This window comes from Pseudomonas sp. Ors-4-3C (genome assembly GCF_055755035.1).
Genome location: NZ_CM146900.1, coordinates 1,680,643 through 1,699,909 on the forward strand (window position 1 = coordinate 1,680,643; position 19,267 = coordinate 1,699,909).

At 61.0% G+C, this 19,267-nt stretch carries 16 protein-coding genes; 14 read left to right on the top strand and 2 right to left on the bottom strand.

All coding sequences use genetic code 11. The annotated features are described in order from the left end of the window. Nucleotides 1-3 precede the first annotated feature (3 nt). From hcnA to hcnC, 3 genes are read left to right on the top strand one after another with little or no spacing between them, the layout of a single operon-like run. A complete protein-coding gene (hcnA, locus tag ACVHNU_RS07630) occupies nucleotides 4-318 on the top strand; it encodes a cyanide-forming glycine dehydrogenase subunit HcnA (RefSeq protein WP_047602019.1) in 315 nt (104 codons plus the stop codon). Further along, nucleotides 315-1,724, top strand: coding sequence for a cyanide-forming glycine dehydrogenase subunit HcnB (gene hcnB, locus ACVHNU_RS07635; protein ID WP_473019349.1), 1,410 nt, complete (start codon nucleotides 315-317; stop codon nucleotides 1,722-1,724). The genes hcnA and hcnB overlap by 4 nt, the downstream gene beginning before the upstream one ends. Then, on the top strand, nucleotides 1,717-2,976 hold the full coding sequence (hcnC, locus tag ACVHNU_RS07640) for a cyanide-forming glycine dehydrogenase subunit HcnC (RefSeq protein WP_103484693.1): 1,260 nt from the start codon (nucleotides 1,717-1,719) through the stop codon (nucleotides 2,974-2,976). The genes hcnB and hcnC overlap by 8 nt, the downstream gene beginning before the upstream one ends. A gap of 150 nt (nucleotides 2,977-3,126) precedes the next feature. Here hcnC and ACVHNU_RS07645 read toward each other — a convergent pair whose 3' ends face one another. After that, nucleotides 3,127-4,935, bottom strand: a complete 1,809-nt coding sequence (locus ACVHNU_RS07645) for a monovalent cation:proton antiporter-2 (CPA2) family protein (RefSeq protein WP_003223951.1) — start codon at nucleotides 4,933-4,935, stop codon at nucleotides 3,127-3,129. Between the two features lie 1,264 nt (nucleotides 4,936-6,199). On the opposite strand from ACVHNU_RS07645, the gene ACVHNU_RS07650 reads away from it, so the two are divergent. From ACVHNU_RS07650 to ACVHNU_RS07700, 11 genes are all read left to right on the top strand, one after another. Beyond that, nucleotides 6,200-9,847 (top strand): indolepyruvate ferredoxin oxidoreductase family protein, encoded by a 3,648-nt coding sequence (locus ACVHNU_RS07650; protein WP_473019350.1) that lies wholly within the window; start codon nucleotides 6,200-6,202, stop codon nucleotides 9,845-9,847. 60 nt (nucleotides 9,848-9,907) lie between these two features. Continuing rightward, nucleotides 9,908-10,984, top strand: a complete 1,077-nt coding sequence (locus ACVHNU_RS07655; RefSeq protein ID WP_473019351.1) for an AfsA-related hotdog domain-containing protein — start codon at nucleotides 9,908-9,910, stop codon at nucleotides 10,982-10,984. Continuing rightward, nucleotides 10,981-12,162, top strand: a complete 1,182-nt coding sequence (locus tag ACVHNU_RS07660; RefSeq protein WP_473019352.1) for an oxidoreductase — start codon at nucleotides 10,981-10,983, stop codon at nucleotides 12,160-12,162. Before ACVHNU_RS07655 ends, ACVHNU_RS07660 begins: the two co-directional genes overlap by 4 nt. Next, on the top strand, nucleotides 12,159-12,932 hold the full coding sequence (locus ACVHNU_RS07665) for an SDR family NAD(P)-dependent oxidoreductase (protein WP_003223958.1): 774 nt from the start codon (nucleotides 12,159-12,161) through the stop codon (nucleotides 12,930-12,932). Before ACVHNU_RS07660 ends, ACVHNU_RS07665 begins: the two co-directional genes overlap by 4 nt. After that, nucleotides 12,932-13,750 carry an SDR family oxidoreductase gene (locus ACVHNU_RS07670; RefSeq protein WP_103484690.1) on the top strand — a complete coding sequence of 273 codons (819 nt, stop codon included), beginning with the start codon at nucleotides 12,932-12,934 and terminating at the stop codon, nucleotides 13,748-13,750. Before ACVHNU_RS07665 ends, ACVHNU_RS07670 begins: the two co-directional genes overlap by 1 nt. A 41-nt stretch (nucleotides 13,751-13,791) precedes the next feature. Continuing rightward, nucleotides 13,792-14,106, top strand: coding sequence for a hypothetical protein (locus ACVHNU_RS07675; RefSeq protein WP_473019353.1), 315 nt, complete (start codon nucleotides 13,792-13,794; stop codon nucleotides 14,104-14,106). An 18-nt stretch (nucleotides 14,107-14,124) separates the two neighbouring features. Continuing rightward, nucleotides 14,125-15,480: a long-chain fatty acid--CoA ligase gene (locus ACVHNU_RS07680; RefSeq protein WP_473019354.1), complete on the top strand. Its 1,356-nt coding sequence runs from the start codon at nucleotides 14,125-14,127 to the stop codon at nucleotides 15,478-15,480. 36 nt (nucleotides 15,481-15,516) lie between these two features. Continuing rightward, nucleotides 15,517-15,759: an acyl carrier protein gene (locus tag ACVHNU_RS07685; protein ID WP_473019355.1), complete on the top strand. Its 243-nt coding sequence runs from the start codon at nucleotides 15,517-15,519 to the stop codon at nucleotides 15,757-15,759. Continuing rightward, the gene (locus ACVHNU_RS07690) at nucleotides 15,756-16,811 is read left to right on the top strand and encodes a ketoacyl-ACP synthase III (RefSeq protein ID WP_473019356.1); all 1,056 of its coding nucleotides are present in this window, start codon (nucleotides 15,756-15,758) and stop codon (nucleotides 16,809-16,811) included. Before ACVHNU_RS07685 ends, ACVHNU_RS07690 begins: the two co-directional genes overlap by 4 nt. A gap of 97 nt (nucleotides 16,812-16,908) precedes the next feature. Next, the gene (locus ACVHNU_RS07695; RefSeq protein WP_473019357.1) at nucleotides 16,909-17,532 is read left to right on the top strand and encodes a hypothetical protein; all 624 of its coding nucleotides are present in this window, start codon (nucleotides 16,909-16,911) and stop codon (nucleotides 17,530-17,532) included. A 60-nt stretch (nucleotides 17,533-17,592) separates the two neighbouring features. Continuing rightward, a complete protein-coding gene (locus tag ACVHNU_RS07700) occupies nucleotides 17,593-18,507 on the top strand; it encodes a LysR family transcriptional regulator (RefSeq protein WP_025111506.1) in 915 nt (304 codons plus the stop codon). Here ACVHNU_RS07700 and ACVHNU_RS07705 read toward each other — a convergent pair. Then, nucleotides 18,497-19,264 (bottom strand): substrate-binding domain-containing protein, encoded by a 768-nt coding sequence (locus tag ACVHNU_RS07705; protein WP_473019358.1) that lies wholly within the window; start codon nucleotides 19,262-19,264, stop codon nucleotides 18,497-18,499. The genes ACVHNU_RS07700 and ACVHNU_RS07705 overlap by 11 nt on opposite strands. Nucleotides 19,265-19,267 lie beyond the last annotated feature (3 nt).

Sequence of the window (19,267 nt, forward strand, 5' to 3'; positions counted from 1 at the left end):
GTAATGCACTGCCTAGAACGCACCTTCGATATCCAGCCCCTGACCCAGGCGGATATGACCGTCCACATCAACGGCCAACCGGTCACCGCGGCCATCGGCGAAACCGTCCTCAGCGTCATTCAGTCCCTCGGCGTGCGTCAGGTCGCACGCAACGATCACAACCAGATCAGCGGCGCCTACTGCGGCATGGGCGTGTGCCAGTGCTGCCTGGTGAAAATCAACGGTCGCCACAAGCGCCGCGCCTGTCAGACCGTGGTGCGCGACGGTATGCAGATTGAAACCCAGGTCAACCGCATCAACGAGCAGGAGGTCGTATGAGCCTGCAACCGGTGATCGTCGGCGGTGGTCCGGCGGGGATGGCGGCGGCCATTGAACTGGCACGCCACGGTGTGCGCTGCACCTTGCTCGAAGAAGCCTCGCGCCTTGGCGGCGTGGTCTATCGCGGGCCGCTGCGTGACGGCGTGCAACTGGATTATCTGGGGCCGCGCTATTCCGAAGCGCTGAACAAACTGCACGGTGATTTCCAGGAGCAATCCGGGCTGATCGATGTGCGCCTCAATCACCGCGTGGTCGGCGCCGAAGGCACCCGCGCACTGGTGGTGCTCGACGGCGATGAGCAACTGCACGAGATCGCGTACCCGCAATTGCTCCTGGCTGCCGGTTGCCACGAGCGCAGCGTGCCGTTCCCCGGCTGGACCCTGCCGGGGGTGATCATGCTCGGCGGCCTGCAGCTGCAAATCAAAAGTGGCGTGGTCAAGCCGCAAGGGCCGGTGATCATCGCCGGCACCGGGCCGCTGCTGCCGCTGGTGGCGACGCAGTTGCACGCGTCCGGGGTCAAGGTCGCGGGCGTGTATGAAGCCTGCGCTTTCGGCAAGATCGCCCGCGAAAGCCTGGCGCTGCTGAACAAACCGCAGCTGTTCCTCGACGGCCTGAGCATGCTCGCGTATCTGAAACTGCACGGTATCCCGATGAACTACGGCTGGGGCGTGGTCGAAGCGCACGGCGAAGGCGAGCTGAAGAGCGTCACTGTCGCGCCGTATTCAGCCAGTTGGGAACCTGATCTGACTCAGATCGAGCGCTTCGAAGCCCAGACCCTGGCGGTCGGTTACGGCTTCATCCCGCGCACGCAACTCAGTCAGCAGATGGGCCTCGATCACGGTTTCAGCGACGACGGCTACCTGCGCGCCAACTCGAACAACTGGCAGCAAAGCAACGAGCCGCACGTGCACCTGGCCGGTGACATGGGCGGGATTCGTGGCGGTGAAGCGGCGATGCTCGCCGGCAAGATCGCGGCGACCTCGATCCTGCTGCAACGCGGAGTGATCGAAGAAGAACTGGCGCGGGTACGCCGCGACCGTTATCTGGGCAAACTCAAATCCATCGTGCGCTTCCGTGCAGCCATCGACCGCTACACCGAACGTGGCGTCGGCCAGATCGCTTTGCCGGCCGCCGATACGGTGATCTGCCGCTGTGAACACGCGACCCGCGCCGACATCGATCTGGCGCTGGAGCAGGGCGTGCAGGACATCGCCAGCCTGAAAATGCGCACCCGCGTCAGCATGGGCGATTGTCAGGGACGGATGTGCGTCGGCTACTGCAGCGACCGCCTGCGCCAGGCCACCGGGCGCAAGGACGTCGGCTGGCTGCGCCCGCGCTTCCCGATCGATCCGATTCCTTTTTCCGCGTTCCAGTCCGTCGGCACGGAGGCCACTTCCCATGAGTAAGTTCTACGACGTGATCATTGCCGGCGGCGGCGTGATCGGGGCGTCCTGCGCCTATCAATTGTCCAAGCGCGAAGGTCTCAAGGTCGCGCTGATCGACGCCAAGCGCCCGGGTAACGCGACCCGCGCTTCGGCCGGTGGCTTGTGGGCCATCGGCGAGTCAGTGGGGCTGGGCTGCGGGGTGATTTTCTTCCGCATGATGTCGGCCAACCGCAAGCGCGAAACCCAGGGCGCGGCGGTGGCGGTGGACGCCAGCACGCCGCACATCCTGCCGGAGTCGTTCTTCGATTTCGCCTTGCAGTCCAACGCGCTGTATCCGGCGTTGCACCGCGAGCTGAAGGACAAACACGGGATGGATTTCAAGTTCGAAAAGACCGGGCTGAAATTCGTCATTTATGACGACGAAGACCGGCTCTACGCCGAGCACATTGTCAGCTGTATTCCGCATCTGGCCGATCAGGTGCGCTGGCTCGATCAGGCGGCGCTGCGCGAAGCCGAACCGAGTGTCAGCCACGAGGCCCGGGGGGCGCTGGAGTTTCTCTGTGATCACCAGGTCAGCCCGTTCCGACTCGCCGATGCCTACATGGAAGGCGCGCGGCAGAATGGCGTCGACATCTACGTCAACACCAACGTCACTGGCGTGTTGCACCACGGCAGCCGCGTGACTGGTGTGCAGACGGCCGAGGAGGGCGTGTTTCACTGCAAGACCCTGATCAATGCCGGCGGCGCCTGGGCGGCGGATTTGAGCGAGTGGGCCACCGGTGTGCGGATTCCGGTGAAACCGGTCAAGGGCCAGATTCTGCTGACCGAGCGCATGCCGAAAATCCTCAACGGCTGCCTGACCACCAGCGACTGCTATGTGGCGCAGAAGGACAACGGCGAAATCCTGATCGGCAGCACCACCGAAGACAAAGGTTTCGACGTCACCACCACCTACCCGGAAATCGCCGGGCTGGTGCAGGGCGCGGTGCGTTGCCTGCCGGAACTCAAGGACGTCAATCTCAAGCGCACCTGGGCCGGGTTGCGTCCGGGTTCGCCGGATGAGCTGCCGATCCTCGGGCCGATGCGTGGGGTGGAGGGTTACCTGAATGCCTGCGGACACTTCCGCACCGGCATCCTGACTTCGGCGATTACCGGGGTGCTGCTGGACAAACTGGTCAACCACGAAGCGCTGCCGCTGGATATCACACCGTTCCTGGCGGACCGGTTTGAGGTGGCGCCGGTCAAGCAAGAGCGTGAATTAGAGCTGGCCTGATCCCAGTGACATTGATGTTGAATGTGCAGGCCTCTTCGCTGGCAAGCCAGCTCCCACAGGGTTTTCGGTCGTTCACAAAACCTGTGGGAGCGGGCTTGCCCGCGAAGGCGTCAGTGCTGTAGGCCTGAAGCTTGGATCTGTGCAAGGAGATCAGGCCTTGCGCGCTTCCTCTTCCAGTTGGTCCGACTCGAACAACCGCGCCAGCTCCGCCCGGGCTTCCTGGGCGGTCTGCAGGACTTTGGCGGCATCGTCGTAGACCGCGTGCTGGGCTTCCAGCACCTGTTCGTCGTGGTGCTTGAATCGCTTGATCCGCGCATCGGCCTGGGCCTGGGTCAGACCGAGGCCGACCAGCGTGCGGCGGCTCATCTCCAGACTCGAATAGTAGGTTTCCCGAATCGGCTCGGCGCCGACATCGACCAAGCGGTGTACGTGCTGACGGTTACGTGCGCGGGCGATGATCTTCATGTGCGGATACAGTTTGCGCACGATCTCGGCCGTCTTGATGTTGGTCTCCGGATCGTCCGTGGCAATCACGAAATACTCCGCCTCGCCGACCTTCGCCGCATGGAGGATTTCCGGACGCATCGGGTCGCCATAGAACACCGGCACACCGCCAAAACTGCGCGACAACTCGATGGTTTCCACCGAGGTGTCCAGCGCCACGAACTTGATGTTCTGCGCGCGCAGAATCCGCGCCACGATCTGGCCCATCCGACCCATGCCGGCGATCACCACGCGCGGAGCCTCGGTGTCGATCTCGCGGAATTTCTCCGGCACCTCCACCGGCTGCACCTTGGGGCTGACCAGTCGCGCACAGATCAACAGCAGCAACGGCGTCAACGCCATCGACAGGGTGATGGTCAGCACCAGCAGGTCATACAGGCGCGGCTCGAACAGGCCCTGATCGCGCCCGATCTTGAACACCACAAAGGCAAATTCACCACCCGCCGCGAGCACGATACCGAGGCGAATCGCACTGACCTTGGTCAGCCCGCCGGCCAGACGCCCGACCACAAACAGCAGCGGCAACTTCAAGCCGATCAGCAGCAGCGTCAGGCCCAACACGGTGATCGGTGCGCTGAGCAGCAGACTGAGGTTGGCGCCCATGCCGACGCTGATGAAAAACAGCCCGAGCAGCAGGCCCTTGAACGGCTCGATCTGCGCTTCCAGTTCATGCCGATATTCCGAATCCGCCAGCAGCAGGCCGGCGAGGAAAGCCCCGAGCGCCATCGACACGCCGACCAGATCCATCAGCCACGCCGTGCCGATCACCACCAGCAATGCGGTGGCGGTGGAGACTTCCGGCAGACCGGTTTTTGCCACCACGCGAAACACCGGGCGCAACAGATAACGTCCGCCGACCACCACCACGGCGATCCCGCCGAGCACCTGCAAACCATGATTGAGGCTTCCCGCGCTGCTGGTTTCGTGGCCGCCGCCAGCGAGCATTGGCACCAGTGCGATCAACGGGATCGCGGCGATGTCCTGAAACAGCAGAATCGCAAACGCCAGCCGCCCATGGGGGCTGGTCAGTTCCTTGCGCTCGGCCAGACTTTGCAGGCCGAAAGCCGTGGACGACAGCGCCAGGCCAAGACCCAACACAATCGCACTGTTCAGTGGCTGACCGAACACGTACAACGCCAGCACGCCGATCACCGCCGCCGTCAGTAGAACCTGCGCCAGGCCCACGCCGAACACCGACTTGCGCATCACCCACAAGCGGCGTGGCGACAGCTCAAGGCCGATGATGAACAACAGCAACACCACGCCCAGTTCCGAGATATGCGCAACGCTCTGCGGATTGCCGATCAGGCCGAGCACCGACGGGCCGATGATCACCCCCGCCAACAGATAACCGAGCACCGCGCCCAATTGCAGACGCTTGGCCAAAGGCACGGTGAGCACGGCTGCGAAGAGAAACACGACAGCGGCTTGTAACAGGTTGCCTTCATGGGGCATGGACTGACTCCTGACAGCGATACGGCGGGGGTGACAAGGATAAAGGCTGACTTCCTGCCACACCACAAGCACTGTCGGGCAGCGATTCTGTAATCAATGTCTTTTTTTGCGCTAGAACGGCTTGGCATCGGTGAGCATCAGGCGCCTTGAAAGTTGTTGCACGGGCAAAGGCGCTTTTCCTGTTATCCGCTTATGTAAAGTAATACTTTGGTCTTAGAGTGCGCGGGCATGATATTGCCGAGCCATTGCGTGACTAACCGATAATTGCTGGCGATGGACGAAGTTTTGCATTGAGCAATCGATTGAAGAGTGACCGTGTGTTAATTCAAAAGTTGGACAGCTGATTCGATACTGTAAAACCTGGAGCGCCGTGCCACGGACAATGCACTGTGATGATTGCGTGAACCAGATAGTTCATATTCTGCGATTTACCATTAAATGTTTGTTACAGCGATTGACAAGGTGAGCGCTCCGAACCTACTATTTTTTGCCCGAGATGCTGGCCGTTTTATAACGGCCGTAATAAAGCGACCAGGACGGTCGTGTGAAGTTTTCATAAGGAATGAAACTTTGTATCTGGATTCCATTGGATCGGAACCGCTTCGATTTCGGCTCGATCAGCTCGTCCCCGGCATTTGCCCGGGAGCAGCTCAGGATCGTGCAGCGGCTGAAATCGCGACGTCATTGTCACGTCGTCAAAATCATGACAATCATTCGATAGAACCCCGGGAATTCGTGGGTTCAGCCGAGAACATCTCCTTTTCAAAAAGCCGAAAAGCCCCTGTGCACTCGCTTGTTTTCCAAGCCGCAGGTGACGCATTCGGCCGTGCGGGTCTGTGCGTTGAAAGTAAGGTTTTCACAAGGATTTGAGACTTTTTACTTGTATTTGATGGGGCAGTAACTCAAGTCAATCATTTTGTGGTTAACAACTGTTTGCGTGTTTTCCATAACTATCGCCTGTGCAAAATGGCGAGGCTGAGTTGTGCTTGCATTGGTGAGCATACAAGTATGTTTAAAGTAAAGTTTTCATAAGGAATTGAAGATTTGTACCGGGTTCTGCGCTGAGTATTAAGAAAGATTGAAATAACTCGATGTGTTCCCGAGATGTCGCGGAACCGTGCGAGTGCGTCTTTCTGCGCGTCTGATCAGGTATTCATATCGCCCAAATCACCGTCGTGTTGCGGTCGAAAGTTTTGATGCAACCCTCTGCTGTAGTGCGCAAATAAGCACATTCAATGTGAAGTTTTCATAAGGATTTGAAACTGTGTACTTGGATTCCATTGATTCAGAACGTCAACGCCTGCAACCCGACAAACTCGCCGCTGATGAGGCGCAAACCACCTTGTCGCGGATCGAAAACTATGACAGCCGCTCGATGTACTGCCGGGAACACGCGCAGCCCAACGAGCGCATCTTTCTCAGCGGCCAGCAGGCCCTGGTGAGATTGCTGCTGTCCCAGGCTGCCCTTGATCGATCCAACGGCATTCGCACCGCGGGATTCGTCAGCGGTTATCGCGGCTCGCCGCTGGGAGGCGTGGACCGGGAGCTGGTCAAGGCCAAGAGTGTTCTGGAAAACGCGAACATCCGCTTTCTGCCGGCGATCAACGAGGATCTGGCGGCAACGGCCCTGATCGGCACCCAGCGCGTCGAAACCGATCCGCAGCGTCTGTATGACGGCGTGTTTGGCATGTGGTACGGCAAGGGCCCGGGCGTCGATCGATCCGGCGACGCGATCAAACACGGCAGTTCTTATGGCTCGTCGCCCAACGGCGGGGTACTGGTGGTTACCGGCGACGATCACGGTTGCGTGTCGTCGTCGATGTCCCACCAATCCGATCGCACGCTGATCGCCTGGGGCTTGCCGGTGATTCACCCGGCGGGACTGGCTGACTACGAACGCTGCGGCCTGTGGGGCTGGGCGCTGTCACGTGTCTCAGGTTTGTGGGTGGGTTTCAAGGCAATCACCGAGACGGTCGAGGCAACGACTTCGGTTGAGTCCTCGCCGCTGCCCGAATTCGTTACCCCCGAGATCAATCCGGGACCGGACGGTCTGCACTGGCGCTGGCCGGATCTGCCGGGCATGCAGATCGAACGCCGCACTGCCTTCAAGTTTGATGCCGCCCGGGCCTTTGCCCTGGCCAACCCGATCGACACGGCGGTCACCGCGCCGGCACAACCGACACTGGTCATCGCTGCGGTCGGCAAGGCCTATGGCGATGTACGTCAGGCCTTGCAGCAATGTGGCATTTCCCTCGAACAGCTGGAAAATGCCGGCGTCGCATTGCTCAAGATCAACCTGGTTTATCCGCTGTCGCCGGTGCTGGACGCCTGGACCCAGCGGGCAGGCAAGGTGCTGATCATCGAAGAGAAGCAGGCAATCGTCGAAGAGCAGCTCAAGCAAAAGTATTACAACGCTGCCCACGACCAGCGTGCGGTGATCATCGGCAAGACCGACGAAAACGGCGCAGCGCTGATCTCCGATCACGAAGAGCTGCGCCCGTCGCGCATTGCCGCGCTGCTGCAGCAGCGCCTGCCAGCTCTGGGCATCGAACCGAGCCTTCCGGATTTCTGGCTTACGCCCTGCGTTTCGCGGGTCGAAGACTGGATCCGCCGCACGCCTTATCTGTGTTCGGGTTGCCCGCACAACACCTCGACCCAAGTGCCCAAGGGCAGTGAAGCGCGGCTCGGTATCGGCTGCCATGCCATGGCCGCACGCATGCCCGAACGCTCGACCACCGGCAGCGTGCAGATGGGCGGGGAAGGGGTCGACTGGCTGGGGCAGGCGCCGTTCGTGCAGACCCCGCACATCTTTCAGAACATTGGCGACGGCACCTTTTTCCACTCCGGATTCCTCGCGGTACGGCAGGCTATCGCGGCCGGCGCGACCATCACCTACAAACTGCTCTACAACGACGCGGTGGCCATGACCGGCGGCCAGCCTATCGACGGCAAGCTGACGGTGAAAAAAGCCGTCGAGCTGCTCAAGGCCGAAGGCGCCCAGCGAATCGTGGTGGTGGCGGACGACCTGCAACGCTATCAGGCGCATGACAGCCTGCCTCAGGGCATCGAAGTGTTTCACCGGGAAAAGCTCGAGCAAGTGCAGCAGCAGTTGCGCGACACCCGTGGCGTCAGCGTGCTGATTTTCGATCAGGTCTGCGCGGTCGAAGGGCGTCGACGCAAGAAGCAATTGCCGGCGCCGTTGGTGAAGACCGAAGTGGTGATCAACGAAGCGGTCTGTGAAGGCTGTGGCGATTGCCAGGTCAAGTCCAACTGCCTGTCGGTGATCCCGGTGCAAACACCGTTCGGCGCCAAACGCCGCATCGATCCGCACTCGTGCAATACCGATCTGTCGTGCATCAAGGGGTTCTGCCCAAGCTTCGTGACGGTGACCGGCAAACCGCGGCAACGTCCGCGCAAACTGGCCGACAGCGCCGAAGTGCTGGCGCGGGCCGAAGCGCTGGCGCTGCCGCAGGCACCACGGTCGCTCGATAGGCCGTATGAAATGCTTCTGGCCGGTGTCGGCGGTACCGGCGTCGTGACCGTGGCGCGGGCCATTGCCATGGCGGCCCACCTCGACGGCCGCGCCGTCAGCGTGCTCGATTTCACCGGGTTCGCGCAGAAGGGCGGTGCGGTGTTGAGCCATGTGCGTCTGGCCGGTCATGCCGATGCGCTGCACCAGCATCGCATCGATATCGGCGGCGCCGACCTGCTGCTCGCGGCCGATCTGGTGGTGGCCAGCGAAGACGATGCACTGGCAACGCTGCGGCGGAAAAAAACCGTGGTCATCGCCAACAGTGCGCTGACCCAGACCGGTGCGATGCTGCGTAACACGCAACTGAATATTGAAACCGACGCGATACAAGCGTTTTTGAAAGAGAAGGTCGGCGCCGAGCAGTTCCACAGTCTGGACGCCGGACAGTTGGCGAACGCACTGGTCAGCCCGCTGCAGGCCAACATGTTGTTGCTCGGTTACGCCTGGCAGAAGGGCACGGTGCCGGTGTCGCTGCCGGCACTGCAGAAAGCCATCGATCTGGCCGGCAGCGCCGTTGCCAACCATCTGGCTTTCGCCTGGGGACGGTTGTGGGCGCAGGACCCGGCGTTTGCCGCGCCTTATCTCGATCAGCCAGTGGATGCCGTGTCGACGATTGCGATCCGCGACATCAGCGACATGCGCGGCCGCCGCGAAAGCCTTGAGCAACTGATCGACAACCGCAGCGAGTTCCTGACGGCCTATCAGAACGCAGCGTATGCGGCGCGTTATCGCAACGTCATCGAGCAACTGCGGGCGCTGCCGGCGGCCGGTGATGAGAGTGCCTTGACCGAAGCAGTGGCACGCAACCTGTTCAAGCTGATGGCCTACAAGGACGAGTACGAAGTTGCGCGGCTGCTCACCACCCGCAGTTTCACCGACTCGCTCAAAGCTCGGTTCGACGGTGGCATTCGCCTGAAATTCCACTTTGCCTTGCCGCTGCTGCGCAAGAAGCAGGAAAGCACCGGCGAGCCGAAAAAGGTCGCTTTCTCCGGCTGGATTCTGCCGCTGCTGAAGGTGCTGGCCAAGGGCCGAGTGTTGCGTCACACCCGGTTCGATCCGCTGGGCTTTTCCGCCGAGCGCCGCGAAGAACGTCGCTTGCTGAGTGACTACGAGCAAACCCTGCAACGCCTGTTACCGAAACTGAACTCGGACAACCTGTCGGCGTTCGTCGCATGGGCGAACCTGCCGGATTCGATTCGCGGCTACGGCCACGTCAAGGAGCGTTCGATCGCGGCGGCACGTCTGCGCGAGCAACAACTCATTGAACAGATTCTGGCGGACAAACCGGTCATTCACGGTGTCGAGTCGTGGCAGCCATCCACCGTTATCGCCAGGCAACTGAGCGCAGAAGAGGAACGCGACGTGATGGAAGCCTCCTGACGGAGGCTGGCGCCAGCCCCGCACAAGAAAAAATACAACAACTACCGAGATGAGCTGACCATGATGAATAACGACAGCATTTCCCCCGACCTTCTGCACAAGGGTTCGGCTGACGACGTTTTGATTTGTGCACCGAGAGACGCATTGCCGCTGTATGTGAACGAAGCACTGATCGAGGCCAATGGGCACAACCCGTTGGTGCGCAATTACGTCGCGGGCGCCAACCCGCAGCGGCGCTTCGAGATTGCGCCCGTGCTGCAGAAGAAGAGCCGGATGGACGGCGTCGGTGCCGATGATGAATGGAACCAGGTGCGAGCGCTGCCTTACCAGATCGTCGCCGCGCAACTGGAATCGGCTGAAGCAAGGATCGACAGCCTGGAGTTTGCCGTCGCTGCCCTGTGCGAATCGATCGCGCCGATCCGCCGCGCTAGTTCATTTCGCTTGATCAATAACGCCGACAACTACTTCTTCTATCGCAAGGCGCACGAACATGTGCCGGGGACGATGTTCATCGAAGCGGCGCGTCAGGCGGTCTATCACCATTTGTACCATCACACCGATCATGCACGCGGCGCCGTCACCGTCAGCGTCAATGAGCTGAACGCGAGCTTCTTCGCCTACGCCGAGCTGATGTACCCGATCGAACTGGTGGTCGACAACATGACCCCGAGCGATGCCACGTCGCCGAAGAAAATCCATCTGCGGGTTGCGTTCTATCAGCGCCAGACGCTGTTCGCCACGGTCGATACCAAGGCCACGGTGATCGACATGCCGCTGTTCGAAAAGACCCGCAATATCTTCATCTACTCCAATGACTGGTTTGCACCGCTGCAGCCGTCGAAGCTGGCCTGCACGGTCAGCGACCAGCAGGGGCGCAAGGCCCAGGTACAACTGTTGGGCCTGGGCAAGACCGGTTGCGTAACGACCACGGCGGATCTGCCCGACCCGGTCACTCTGCACATCGTCTACGAAGGCAAGCTGAGCTTCACCGCCAGCATCCGTCGTGCCGGACAGGGCGAGCATGCGTCGTGGGAGTTTGCCGAGGTGGATTTCAGCGGCCTGCAGGTGATCAGCGACATGATCAAGCGCGGCTTTGTTCACCTCGATGAGCCGGCGCTGGCGGCGCTGAAGCAATGAGCAAAGAACACCCAAGCGTGCAGGCGGCCACCCAGGCGCTGCATTTCGGCGCGCATGCAGTGGCGAAAAACCGACTGTATTTTTCTTCGCTCGGCATGGATCTGTGTGACGAACACGGCTTTCCGCTGCCGGCGTTTTTTTCGGTTTATCAAGCCTTGATGGACGGCGGCGCCGGCTTCGGTTTTCTCGGCAATGCCAGCGTGGACGCCGATGCGCGGTACAACAGCCGCGGTCTGCGCCTGACTTCGGCAGCCCACGCGCAGGCCCTGCGGCCGCTGTTTGAAGCGGCACGGGAGCGTGGTTTTCCGCTGGGGGTGCAATTGCAGCATTACGGGCCGCAGTCTTTGCCGTCGAAGCAAGGGATCATTCTGACGCCCAGCGGTATCGCCTCGCCGACAGTGCTCAGTGCCCATCCCCAGGCACGGGCAGTGGCGATGTCAGAGGCGCAGATTCAGCGCTGCATCGAGCAGTTCTGCGCTGCCGCCCGTTATGCGCAACAGGCCGGCGCCACGCTGATTCAGTTGCAGGCGTCCAACGGCTATTTGATCAGCAGCTTTCTCTCGCCAAAGACCAATCAACGCGAGGACGACTGGGGCGGTACGCCGCTCAAGCGCGCCAGGTTGCTGCTGGCGATTGTCGAAGGCATTCGCCAGGCCACCGACCACAAAGTGGCCGTCACCGTGCGCCTGGGCATGGACGACGGCCTCGGTGAAGAAGGCCAGCACGCGGCGCTGTTGGGTGACGTCGTCGCGGCGCTGGAAGCCAGCGGGGTCGCAGCGATTACCTGCTCGCTGGGTATCAGCGAGACCTTCCGCTTCTTTTTCAAGAACACCGAACAAGCCTTGGCCATGTCGCGGGAGGGCTGCCGCTATCTGAAACGCTTCGTGCGCATTCCGCTGGGGTTTACCGGCTCGGTGGCAGACGTGGCGCAAGCCAACGAAATCATCGCCAGCGGCGATGCCGATTTTGTCGGCTTCGGCCGCGCCATGCTCGCCGACAACCACTTTGTCGCCAAGCAACTGGCGGGGCGAGCGGATCAGGTCAACCGCTGTCGAGGCGATGCCTTTTGTTTTCGCGACAAAAAAGAACCGATGGCCGAGCGCGTCTACTGCTGCGTCAATCCTGACTATCGACGGCCAGAACAACTACAACAGCACTACGAGGAAAACCTGAAATGAACTTCACCGCCAAGATCGCCCTTGTTGTCGGGGGCACACGCGGGATCGGTTTCGATGTCAGCCAGAAACTCATCGAAGCCGGCTGCATCTGCTACATCACCGGCCGCAACGAAGATGACGGCCTGACGGCGCAAAGTCGCCTCGGCGACAACTGCACGTTCATCAAAAGTGACGTCACCGACGAAGCCTCGGTCATCGAGCTGTTCCGTATCATCAATGACAAACACGGCCGACTCGATCTGGCCGTGAACAATGCCGGCGTCACCTCCAGACATGCACCGATCCGCGACATGGATTTCCCTGACTGGAAACGCGTGCTGGAGATCAACCTGCTGGGCCCGCTGCTGCTGCTCAAGCACGAGACCAATCTGATCTCGAAGCATGCGGGTGGCTCGATCGTGAACGTCTCGTCCTGCGCCGGTCTGCTGGGGGTTGCCAGGCAAAGCGCCTATTCCACCAGCAAGGCTGCGCTGAACATGCTGACCCAGGTCTGCGCGATTGAATGCGCTGAAGAGGCTTTGCCTGAGCGGCATTCGATTCGCGTCAACGCCGTGTGCCCGGGCCCGACGCTGGGCGGCATGAACTCCGAGGAACGCCTGAAAGCCAATCCGGAATCCACCAGGCACAAGTTGCAGGTCACGGCGATGAAGCGCTTCGCCAATCCCGGTGAAATCTCTGCCGCGATCCTGTGGCTGCTCAGTGATGCCTCTTCGTTTGTCACTGGCACCGTAATGCCGGTAGACGGCGGCTTCTCCGCCGGTAAATTCTGATGCACACGGTCAAACGCAATCCCGGCGCTGGCTCGCGCGAGAAGGGCAAACACCGGGTGTTCATCACCGGTGTGAGCAGCGGTATCGGCGAGGCGCTGGCGCAGCTGCATTTGCAAAACGGCCATACGGTTTTTGGCACCGCACGGCGTCAGCCCTATGCACTGATGGACCATCCGAATTTCCGTTTTCGGCCGTTCGATCTCTCGCGGCCGAGTGAGATGGGCGAGCTGTTCAAGGACAACTTTGCCGAGGTTCTGGAGCAAGGCGTCGACCGGTTTTTCCTCAATGCCGGGGTCAGCGGCAACGTGCCGGGACGTGGCGGTGACTTCACCCTGGACGAATTGCAGCATGTGCTCAACGTCAATGTGCTGGCCAACAAGGCCATTCTCGATCTGATGTTGTCTTCGGCCCAGCGGCCGGCGACCTGCGTGCTGTCGGCCTCGATGGCTGGCGTGCGCTTTCGCGCGGGTACGCTGCCGTACAGCCTGTCGAAAGCCGCGCTGGCGGCATTGGCCGGCGTCTACGCCGAAGAAAACCCGGAGATCTTTTTTGCCGTACTCGGCCTGTGCAACGTCGACACCGGTTTGTCGCGGCAGGTGAGTTTCAGCCAGCGCACCGCTGACTTCGCCGACCTCAAGTCGCTGCAACAACGCGCCCTGGCGCCCGGCTACATGGTGTCGCCCGCGCAACGTGCAAAAGACATCCTGGCGGTGATTGACGCGCCCGAGGCTTACGGGATCAAGAGCGGAATCTTCGTCGACATGCGCACGGCGCTGGCCGATCACCAGAAAGCGCACCCGCCATTGTCCCAAGCGTAGTGAACGCAGGGATCTGCATCAGCCAATAAAGGAATGTTGGAATGTTCAATCAAGTCAAAGCGCTGACCGAGTCAGCCGTTCGGCAACAGGATCTGTTGTTGAGCACCCCGATCGATTTGTCCCGTGGGGAAGACAGCCGCCTCTATGGTGTGGACGGCAGCATCGACTCCCTGACCCTGGTTTCGATCATCGTCGATGTCGAGGAAAAGCTGCGCAGCCAGCTGGGCGTCGACGTGCGTCTGGCCGATACCACCGACCTGCCCGACACCGCCACACCGTTTGCCACGCTGGGCACGCTGATCGCCTACATCATGGATCGGCTGTCGGCGGCGCAAGCACAAACTCAAGCGGTTTGATCGAACGACGGGGTGTGTATGCAAGTTGAAGAATTTTTGGCTCATCTGCAAAGCGCCGGCAACCAAGCGGCGATTGTCAGCGATGAGGGGCGCTTTACCTATGATCAGTTGCATCAGCAGATAACCGCCTACGGCGAAGAGCTGGCGGCAAAATCCGTGCGCGATTCGAGTGTGTTGCTGGTCGACAACTACAGCTTCAACAGCGTGTGCATGCTGTTCGCGCTGTGGCTGCACAACAACGTGGTCGCGCTTTCCGTACCCAGGGACGAGGAGCAACTGGCGAATCTGGCGGGCGCTGCGGGGGCACGGTTTTCCGTGATCGGCGGCGCGCCGGAGTTTGCGGTGATCCGTCACGACAACAGTCGGGTGCCGCCGACCGTCGACGGCCTGCTGTCGCGCCGTCAGGCCGGTTTCATCGTGTTTTCCTCAGGTTCGACAGGTCCGGCCAAAGGCGTGGTGCATGCCATTTCGCCGTTCTTCGAGCGCTACCTGAGTGCTGAGCGTTGCGGCGCGATTCTGGCGTTTTTACTGTTCGATCACATCGGCGGCCTGGTCACGGTTCTGCAGGCGCTGGCTACCCACGGCACGTTGATCCTGCCCAAGGAGCGCTCGCCGCAAGAGGTCGGTCGCTGCATCGAATCGTTCAATGTGCAGACCCTGCATGTATCGCCGACGCTGCTCAATCTGGCGACGGTCACCGGCGTCTTCCAGAAGTGGGACACCCGTAGCCTGGAGCGCATCTATTTCGGCTCGGAGCCGAGTTCACCGCAAGCGATTCAGCGCATTGCCAGCCTGCTGCCACAAGTGCAGTTGCAGCAGTTGTACGGGATGTCGGAAATCGGCGTGCTGCCATGTCGCAGCAAGGACGGTGACAGCGCGTGGATGAAGATCGACGATCCGAACTACAGCCTGCGGGTGGTCGACGGCATTTTGCAGGTGCGCGGGGCGACCAACATGCTCGGCTACCTGGCCAGTGCCGGTGACCTGTCGAGCGATGGCTACCTGATCACCCACGATCTGGCCGAGGAACATGCAGGCTACTTTCGGGTGACCGGGCGGGCGGTCGATCTGATCAATGTCGGCGGCAAGAAGGTGTTTCCGTCGCACGTGGAAAGCGTGCTGATGGGCCTGGAAAACGTCTCCGACGTGGTCGTCTACGCGCAGCCGAATCCGCTGCTCGGGCAGATCGTTGCCGCGCGGTTCACGCTGATCGAGCCGGAGGCGCTGGAGGCGTTCAAGGTTCGCTTGTATCAACACGTTCGCGGTGTCCTGGCGCAGGAGCAACTGCCCAGGGTGGTCTCCATTGCCGAGACCCCGCTGTACACCAGCCGTTTCAAGAAAATGCGTCACCCCGGCGTTCTCGCCCAGTCGTGAGACCGGTTTACTCATCACGTTATAAGGAAATGACAAATGGTTGATCTGGTAAAAATGCGCGAAAGCATCGCTGAAATCCTGTTCATTTCGCCGGCCGAACTGCGCGGTGAAACCGTGCTGGAAAACAGCGAGAACTGGGACTCGATGGCGCGAATCGGGATTATCGCGCTGGTGTTCGAACAAGTCGGTGTGAGCGTGTCGGGCGAGGAGATCGAGCGCGTGGTCACGGTGCAGGATCTGTTCGATCTGATCGACGGGAAAATCAAGGACGCCGCATGAGCCTGCTGACCATTGAGGGCGTCGCCATCCGTGCGGTCACGGCGGCACTGCCTGAGCGGCGGGTGACCGAGGCGGACTTCGCCGAACTGTTCGGCGCCAAGGAAGTTGAGCGCATCGCCAAGAGCACCGGCATCCATTCGATCCGCGAAACCAGAACCCTGCACACCTCCGATCTGATCATCGCCGCGTGCCGCAACCTGCTCGATCAAGGGCATGCTGCGGCAGAGGAGATCGATGGTTTGATCGTGGTGACCCAGACCCCGGATTCCTGGGTGCCGGGTGTCGGTTTCGTGGTGCAGCAGGCGCTTGGCCTGCCACAGCATTGTCTGGTGCTGAACGTGGCCGCTGGCTGCTCCGGCTACATCAGTGCGCTGGTCCAGGCGGGCGCGCTGATCTCCTCTGGCGCCTGCAAGAAGATCCTGCTGTGCACTGGCGACGTCACCACGCGGATCCTCGACGAGCGCGACCGTCACGTGAAAATGCTCTTTGGTGACGCCGCTTCGGCGACCTTGCTGGAAGCGGGTGAAGGCAAATTCGAATTCATCTGCGGCGCCGACGGCAGCGGCGGTACTGCGCTGCAGTCCGACATTGCCTACGCCAGAGAGGAGGGCAATCCGGTCTGCGCGACTATCCAGCGCTTGCAGATGGACGGCACGGCGGTGATGAACTTTGCCCTGAACCGGGTACCGCAGACCGTCAAGGCCTTGCTCGATGCCACGGGGTTGAGTCCGGTTACGCTGGACTTGCTGGTGCTGCATCAGGCGAACGAGTTCATGCTCAACTACCTGCGGCGGATGATTGGGGTGGCGGCGGAGAAAATGCCGGTCGACATCGATGGCGTCGGCAACACCAGCTCCACCTCGATTCCGATCGTGTTGTCGCGCCACGCCGCGATGGGTACGCCGCAGGCTGAACACGTTGTGCTGTGCGGTTTCGGCGCCGGGTTATCGTGGGGCGCGTTGAAGGCGGACCTGCGCCAGACTGTCGCCGTGGCGCCTTGCGATGTACCGGAAAAAATCGCTCAGGCAGTCAGTGAGCGTTTGCAAGCCTGAATAAAGCAATACACGGCAGCTTCGCGGCGATGCCCGCATCCACCCGCAAAGCTGCCGTGCCCGGGTTCAAATCGACTGATCGAACGAGACAGCTGTCATGAGCCGCACCTTCTGCAACGCACTGGGCATCATCGGGCGCAAGGACAATCTGCTATGGGAATATCCTTCGCCGTTTCTTCCGCTGTTCCAGTTTCACGAGCGCCATGAGTCAGGCCCGATTCGTGCGCAACCCGAGGCCATCATCGCCGCAGTTTGCGCGCTGAACATGCGCGATGACCGCGTCGTCGATGCGCTGCTGTCCCTGCGCGAACTGCCGGGGAAAATACTGCGCACGTTTGGCGACCGAACAGTGCCGCAGGAAACTGCGCCGTTCGGCTTTGACGCTTTCACCTTGCTCGAACGCACTTCGACTGAAGTGTCTCTAGGCCTGGCCGGACGCTTCTGGCGCCCTGATCTGAAGACCGGTCACATCGCTGACGCTCAAGCATTCAAAGTCCTGGATGACCCACACGTAGCCAAACTGGTGCTGCGTTTTCAGGTCGTCGAACATCCTCAAGGCAGGCGTACGCTGCGCACCGAAACGTTCGTGTATTGCGCCACCACGCGCAGCAAAATGCTGTTTACCCCTTACTGGCTGTTGATTCGTCTGGCCAGCGGCTGGATTCGGCGGCGCAACCTTGCTGCCATCCAGCGGCAATTTTCAACGGAACGGGTTGTGTAAAAAACCGCATCAATTGGTTACATTGATAGCCTCTGCGAATCAGTCTCTCCGAGTCCCGCCATGGCCATCAACTTCGACCTCAACGACCTGCAAGCCTTTCGCGCTGTGGTCGAACAGGGCAGTTTCCGCAAGGCCGCCGACACTGTGCGCCTGTCTCAACCGGCCCTGAGCCGACGTATCGAAAAGCTCGAAGACGCCCTCGGTGTAAAACTGTTCGAACGCACCACGCGCAAGGTTAGCCTGACCCAGGCCGGGCGCGGCTTCATGCCCAGCGTCGAGCGTTTGCTCGATGACCTGGACGTGGCGTTGCTGGGCATCAGCGAAGTGGCTTCGACCCGGCTCGGTCATGTCACCGTGGCCTGCGTGCCTTCGGCGGCGTACTACTTCATGCCGCGAGTGGTCGCCCGCTATCACCAGCAATTCCCGCGTATCAAAGTCAAAGTCCTCGATTCCAGTGCCCACGACGTGCTCAGCGCAGTGGTCAACGGCGAGGCGGATTTCGGTTTGAGTTTCATGGGGACCCAGGAGGCCAAAGTCGAATTCGAACCGCTGGTGCAGGAAAGCTACGTGGTCGCCTGTCGTCGCGATCACCCGTTGGCCGGACGCAGCAGCGTGACCTGGGACGAGTTCTATCAGCAGGATTACATTTCGCTCGACAAGACTTCGGGCAACCGTTTTCTGCTCGATCAGGCCTTGAGCGGCGTCGTGCCGCAACGCCCGAGCATCTGCGAGACACGGCATGTGACCACGATGATTGGGCTGGTGGAGGCGGGGCTAGGGGTGGCGGCGGTGCCGCTGATGGCGATGCCCGGGCCGGATCATCCGATCCTGACCCGGGTGCCGCTGACCGATCCGCAGGTGATGCGCAGTGTCGGCATCATCAAGCGCCGGGATCGTACGTTGACCCCGGCAGCACTGGAGCTGGAACGGCTGGTGGTGGAAATGAAAGTCCAGCCGCCGACGATCAGCGCTTGACCGAATCCAGTCCGGTGGCTTGCACGTCAGCCTGGGCGGCAGGTGCGGCGAGGTAGTCGAGCAAGGCCTTGGCTTCTTTTGGATGCTGCGCGCCGACCGGGATGCCGGCGGCGAAGCGGGTCACCGACTGCACCGACTCCGGAATCTTGCCGACAAAACTCACCCCTGGCACCGGCAGCAATTCGCTGACCTGCTGGAAGCCCAGTTGATAATCGCCCGTGGCGACCACCGAACCCACCGGGATTTTCGGGATCATCTTCGCTTTCGGTTTCAGTTGATCCTCGACGCCGAGTTTCTTGAACAGCTCCTTCTCGATGTACACGCCGCTGGCGCTGTCGGAGTAGGCCACCGATTTTGCGTCGAGCAGGGTTTTCTTCAGGCTTTCGACGTTGCTGATGTCCGGCTTCGGCGCGCCTTCACGCACCACCAGACCGATCCGCGAATCCGCCAGTTCGACCCGCGAGGCCGGGTCGACCTTGCCTTGTTTGATCAGGTCATCGAGGGCGTAGCCGACCATGATCACCACGTCGGCGTGCTCACCGCGGGCGAGGCGGTTGGGGATCGCTTCCGGGGCTTTGCCCATCGACGGACCGAGCTGGGTATCGAGGGTATTGCCGGTGGCGGCCGCGAATTTCGGGCCGAGGATTTTGTAGGCGGCGGTGAAGCCGCCCGACGTCATCACGTTCAGCTGTTCAGCATGGGCCAGGGCGCTGAAAGCGAAGAGGGCGATGGCGCTGAAATTGATCAGTTTTTTCAAGGT

What these genes read in the sequence shown, in the direction of transcription:
- hcnA (WP_047602019.1), top strand. Translation starts at nt 4, where the DNA reads ATGCACTGCCTAGAACGCACCTTCGATATCCAGCCCCTGACCCAGGCG.
- hcnB (WP_473019349.1), top strand. Translation starts at nt 315, where the DNA reads ATGAGCCTGCAACCGGTGATCGTCGGCGGTGGTCCGGCGGGGATGGCG.
- hcnC (WP_103484693.1), top strand. Translation starts at nt 1,717, where the DNA reads ATGAGTAAGTTCTACGACGTGATCATTGCCGGCGGCGGCGTGATCGGG.
- ACVHNU_RS07645 (WP_003223951.1), bottom strand. Translation starts at nt 4,935, where the DNA reads ATGCCCCATGAAGGCAACCTGTTACAAGCCGCTGTCGTGTTTCTCTTC.
- ACVHNU_RS07655 (WP_473019351.1), top strand. Translation starts at nt 9,908, where the DNA reads ATGATGAATAACGACAGCATTTCCCCCGACCTTCTGCACAAGGGTTCG.
- ACVHNU_RS07660 (WP_473019352.1), top strand. Translation starts at nt 10,981, where the DNA reads ATGAGCAAAGAACACCCAAGCGTGCAGGCGGCCACCCAGGCGCTGCAT.
- ACVHNU_RS07665 (WP_003223958.1), top strand. Translation starts at nt 12,159, where the DNA reads ATGAACTTCACCGCCAAGATCGCCCTTGTTGTCGGGGGCACACGCGGG.
- ACVHNU_RS07670 (WP_103484690.1), top strand. Translation starts at nt 12,932, where the DNA reads ATGCACACGGTCAAACGCAATCCCGGCGCTGGCTCGCGCGAGAAGGGC.
- ACVHNU_RS07675 (WP_473019353.1), top strand. Translation starts at nt 13,792, where the DNA reads ATGTTCAATCAAGTCAAAGCGCTGACCGAGTCAGCCGTTCGGCAACAG.
- ACVHNU_RS07680 (WP_473019354.1), top strand. Translation starts at nt 14,125, where the DNA reads ATGCAAGTTGAAGAATTTTTGGCTCATCTGCAAAGCGCCGGCAACCAA.
- ACVHNU_RS07685 (WP_473019355.1), top strand. Translation starts at nt 15,517, where the DNA reads ATGGTTGATCTGGTAAAAATGCGCGAAAGCATCGCTGAAATCCTGTTC.
- ACVHNU_RS07690 (WP_473019356.1), top strand. Translation starts at nt 15,756, where the DNA reads ATGAGCCTGCTGACCATTGAGGGCGTCGCCATCCGTGCGGTCACGGCG.
- ACVHNU_RS07695 (WP_473019357.1), top strand. Translation starts at nt 16,909, where the DNA reads ATGAGCCGCACCTTCTGCAACGCACTGGGCATCATCGGGCGCAAGGAC.
- ACVHNU_RS07700 (WP_025111506.1), top strand. Translation starts at nt 17,593, where the DNA reads ATGGCCATCAACTTCGACCTCAACGACCTGCAAGCCTTTCGCGCTGTG.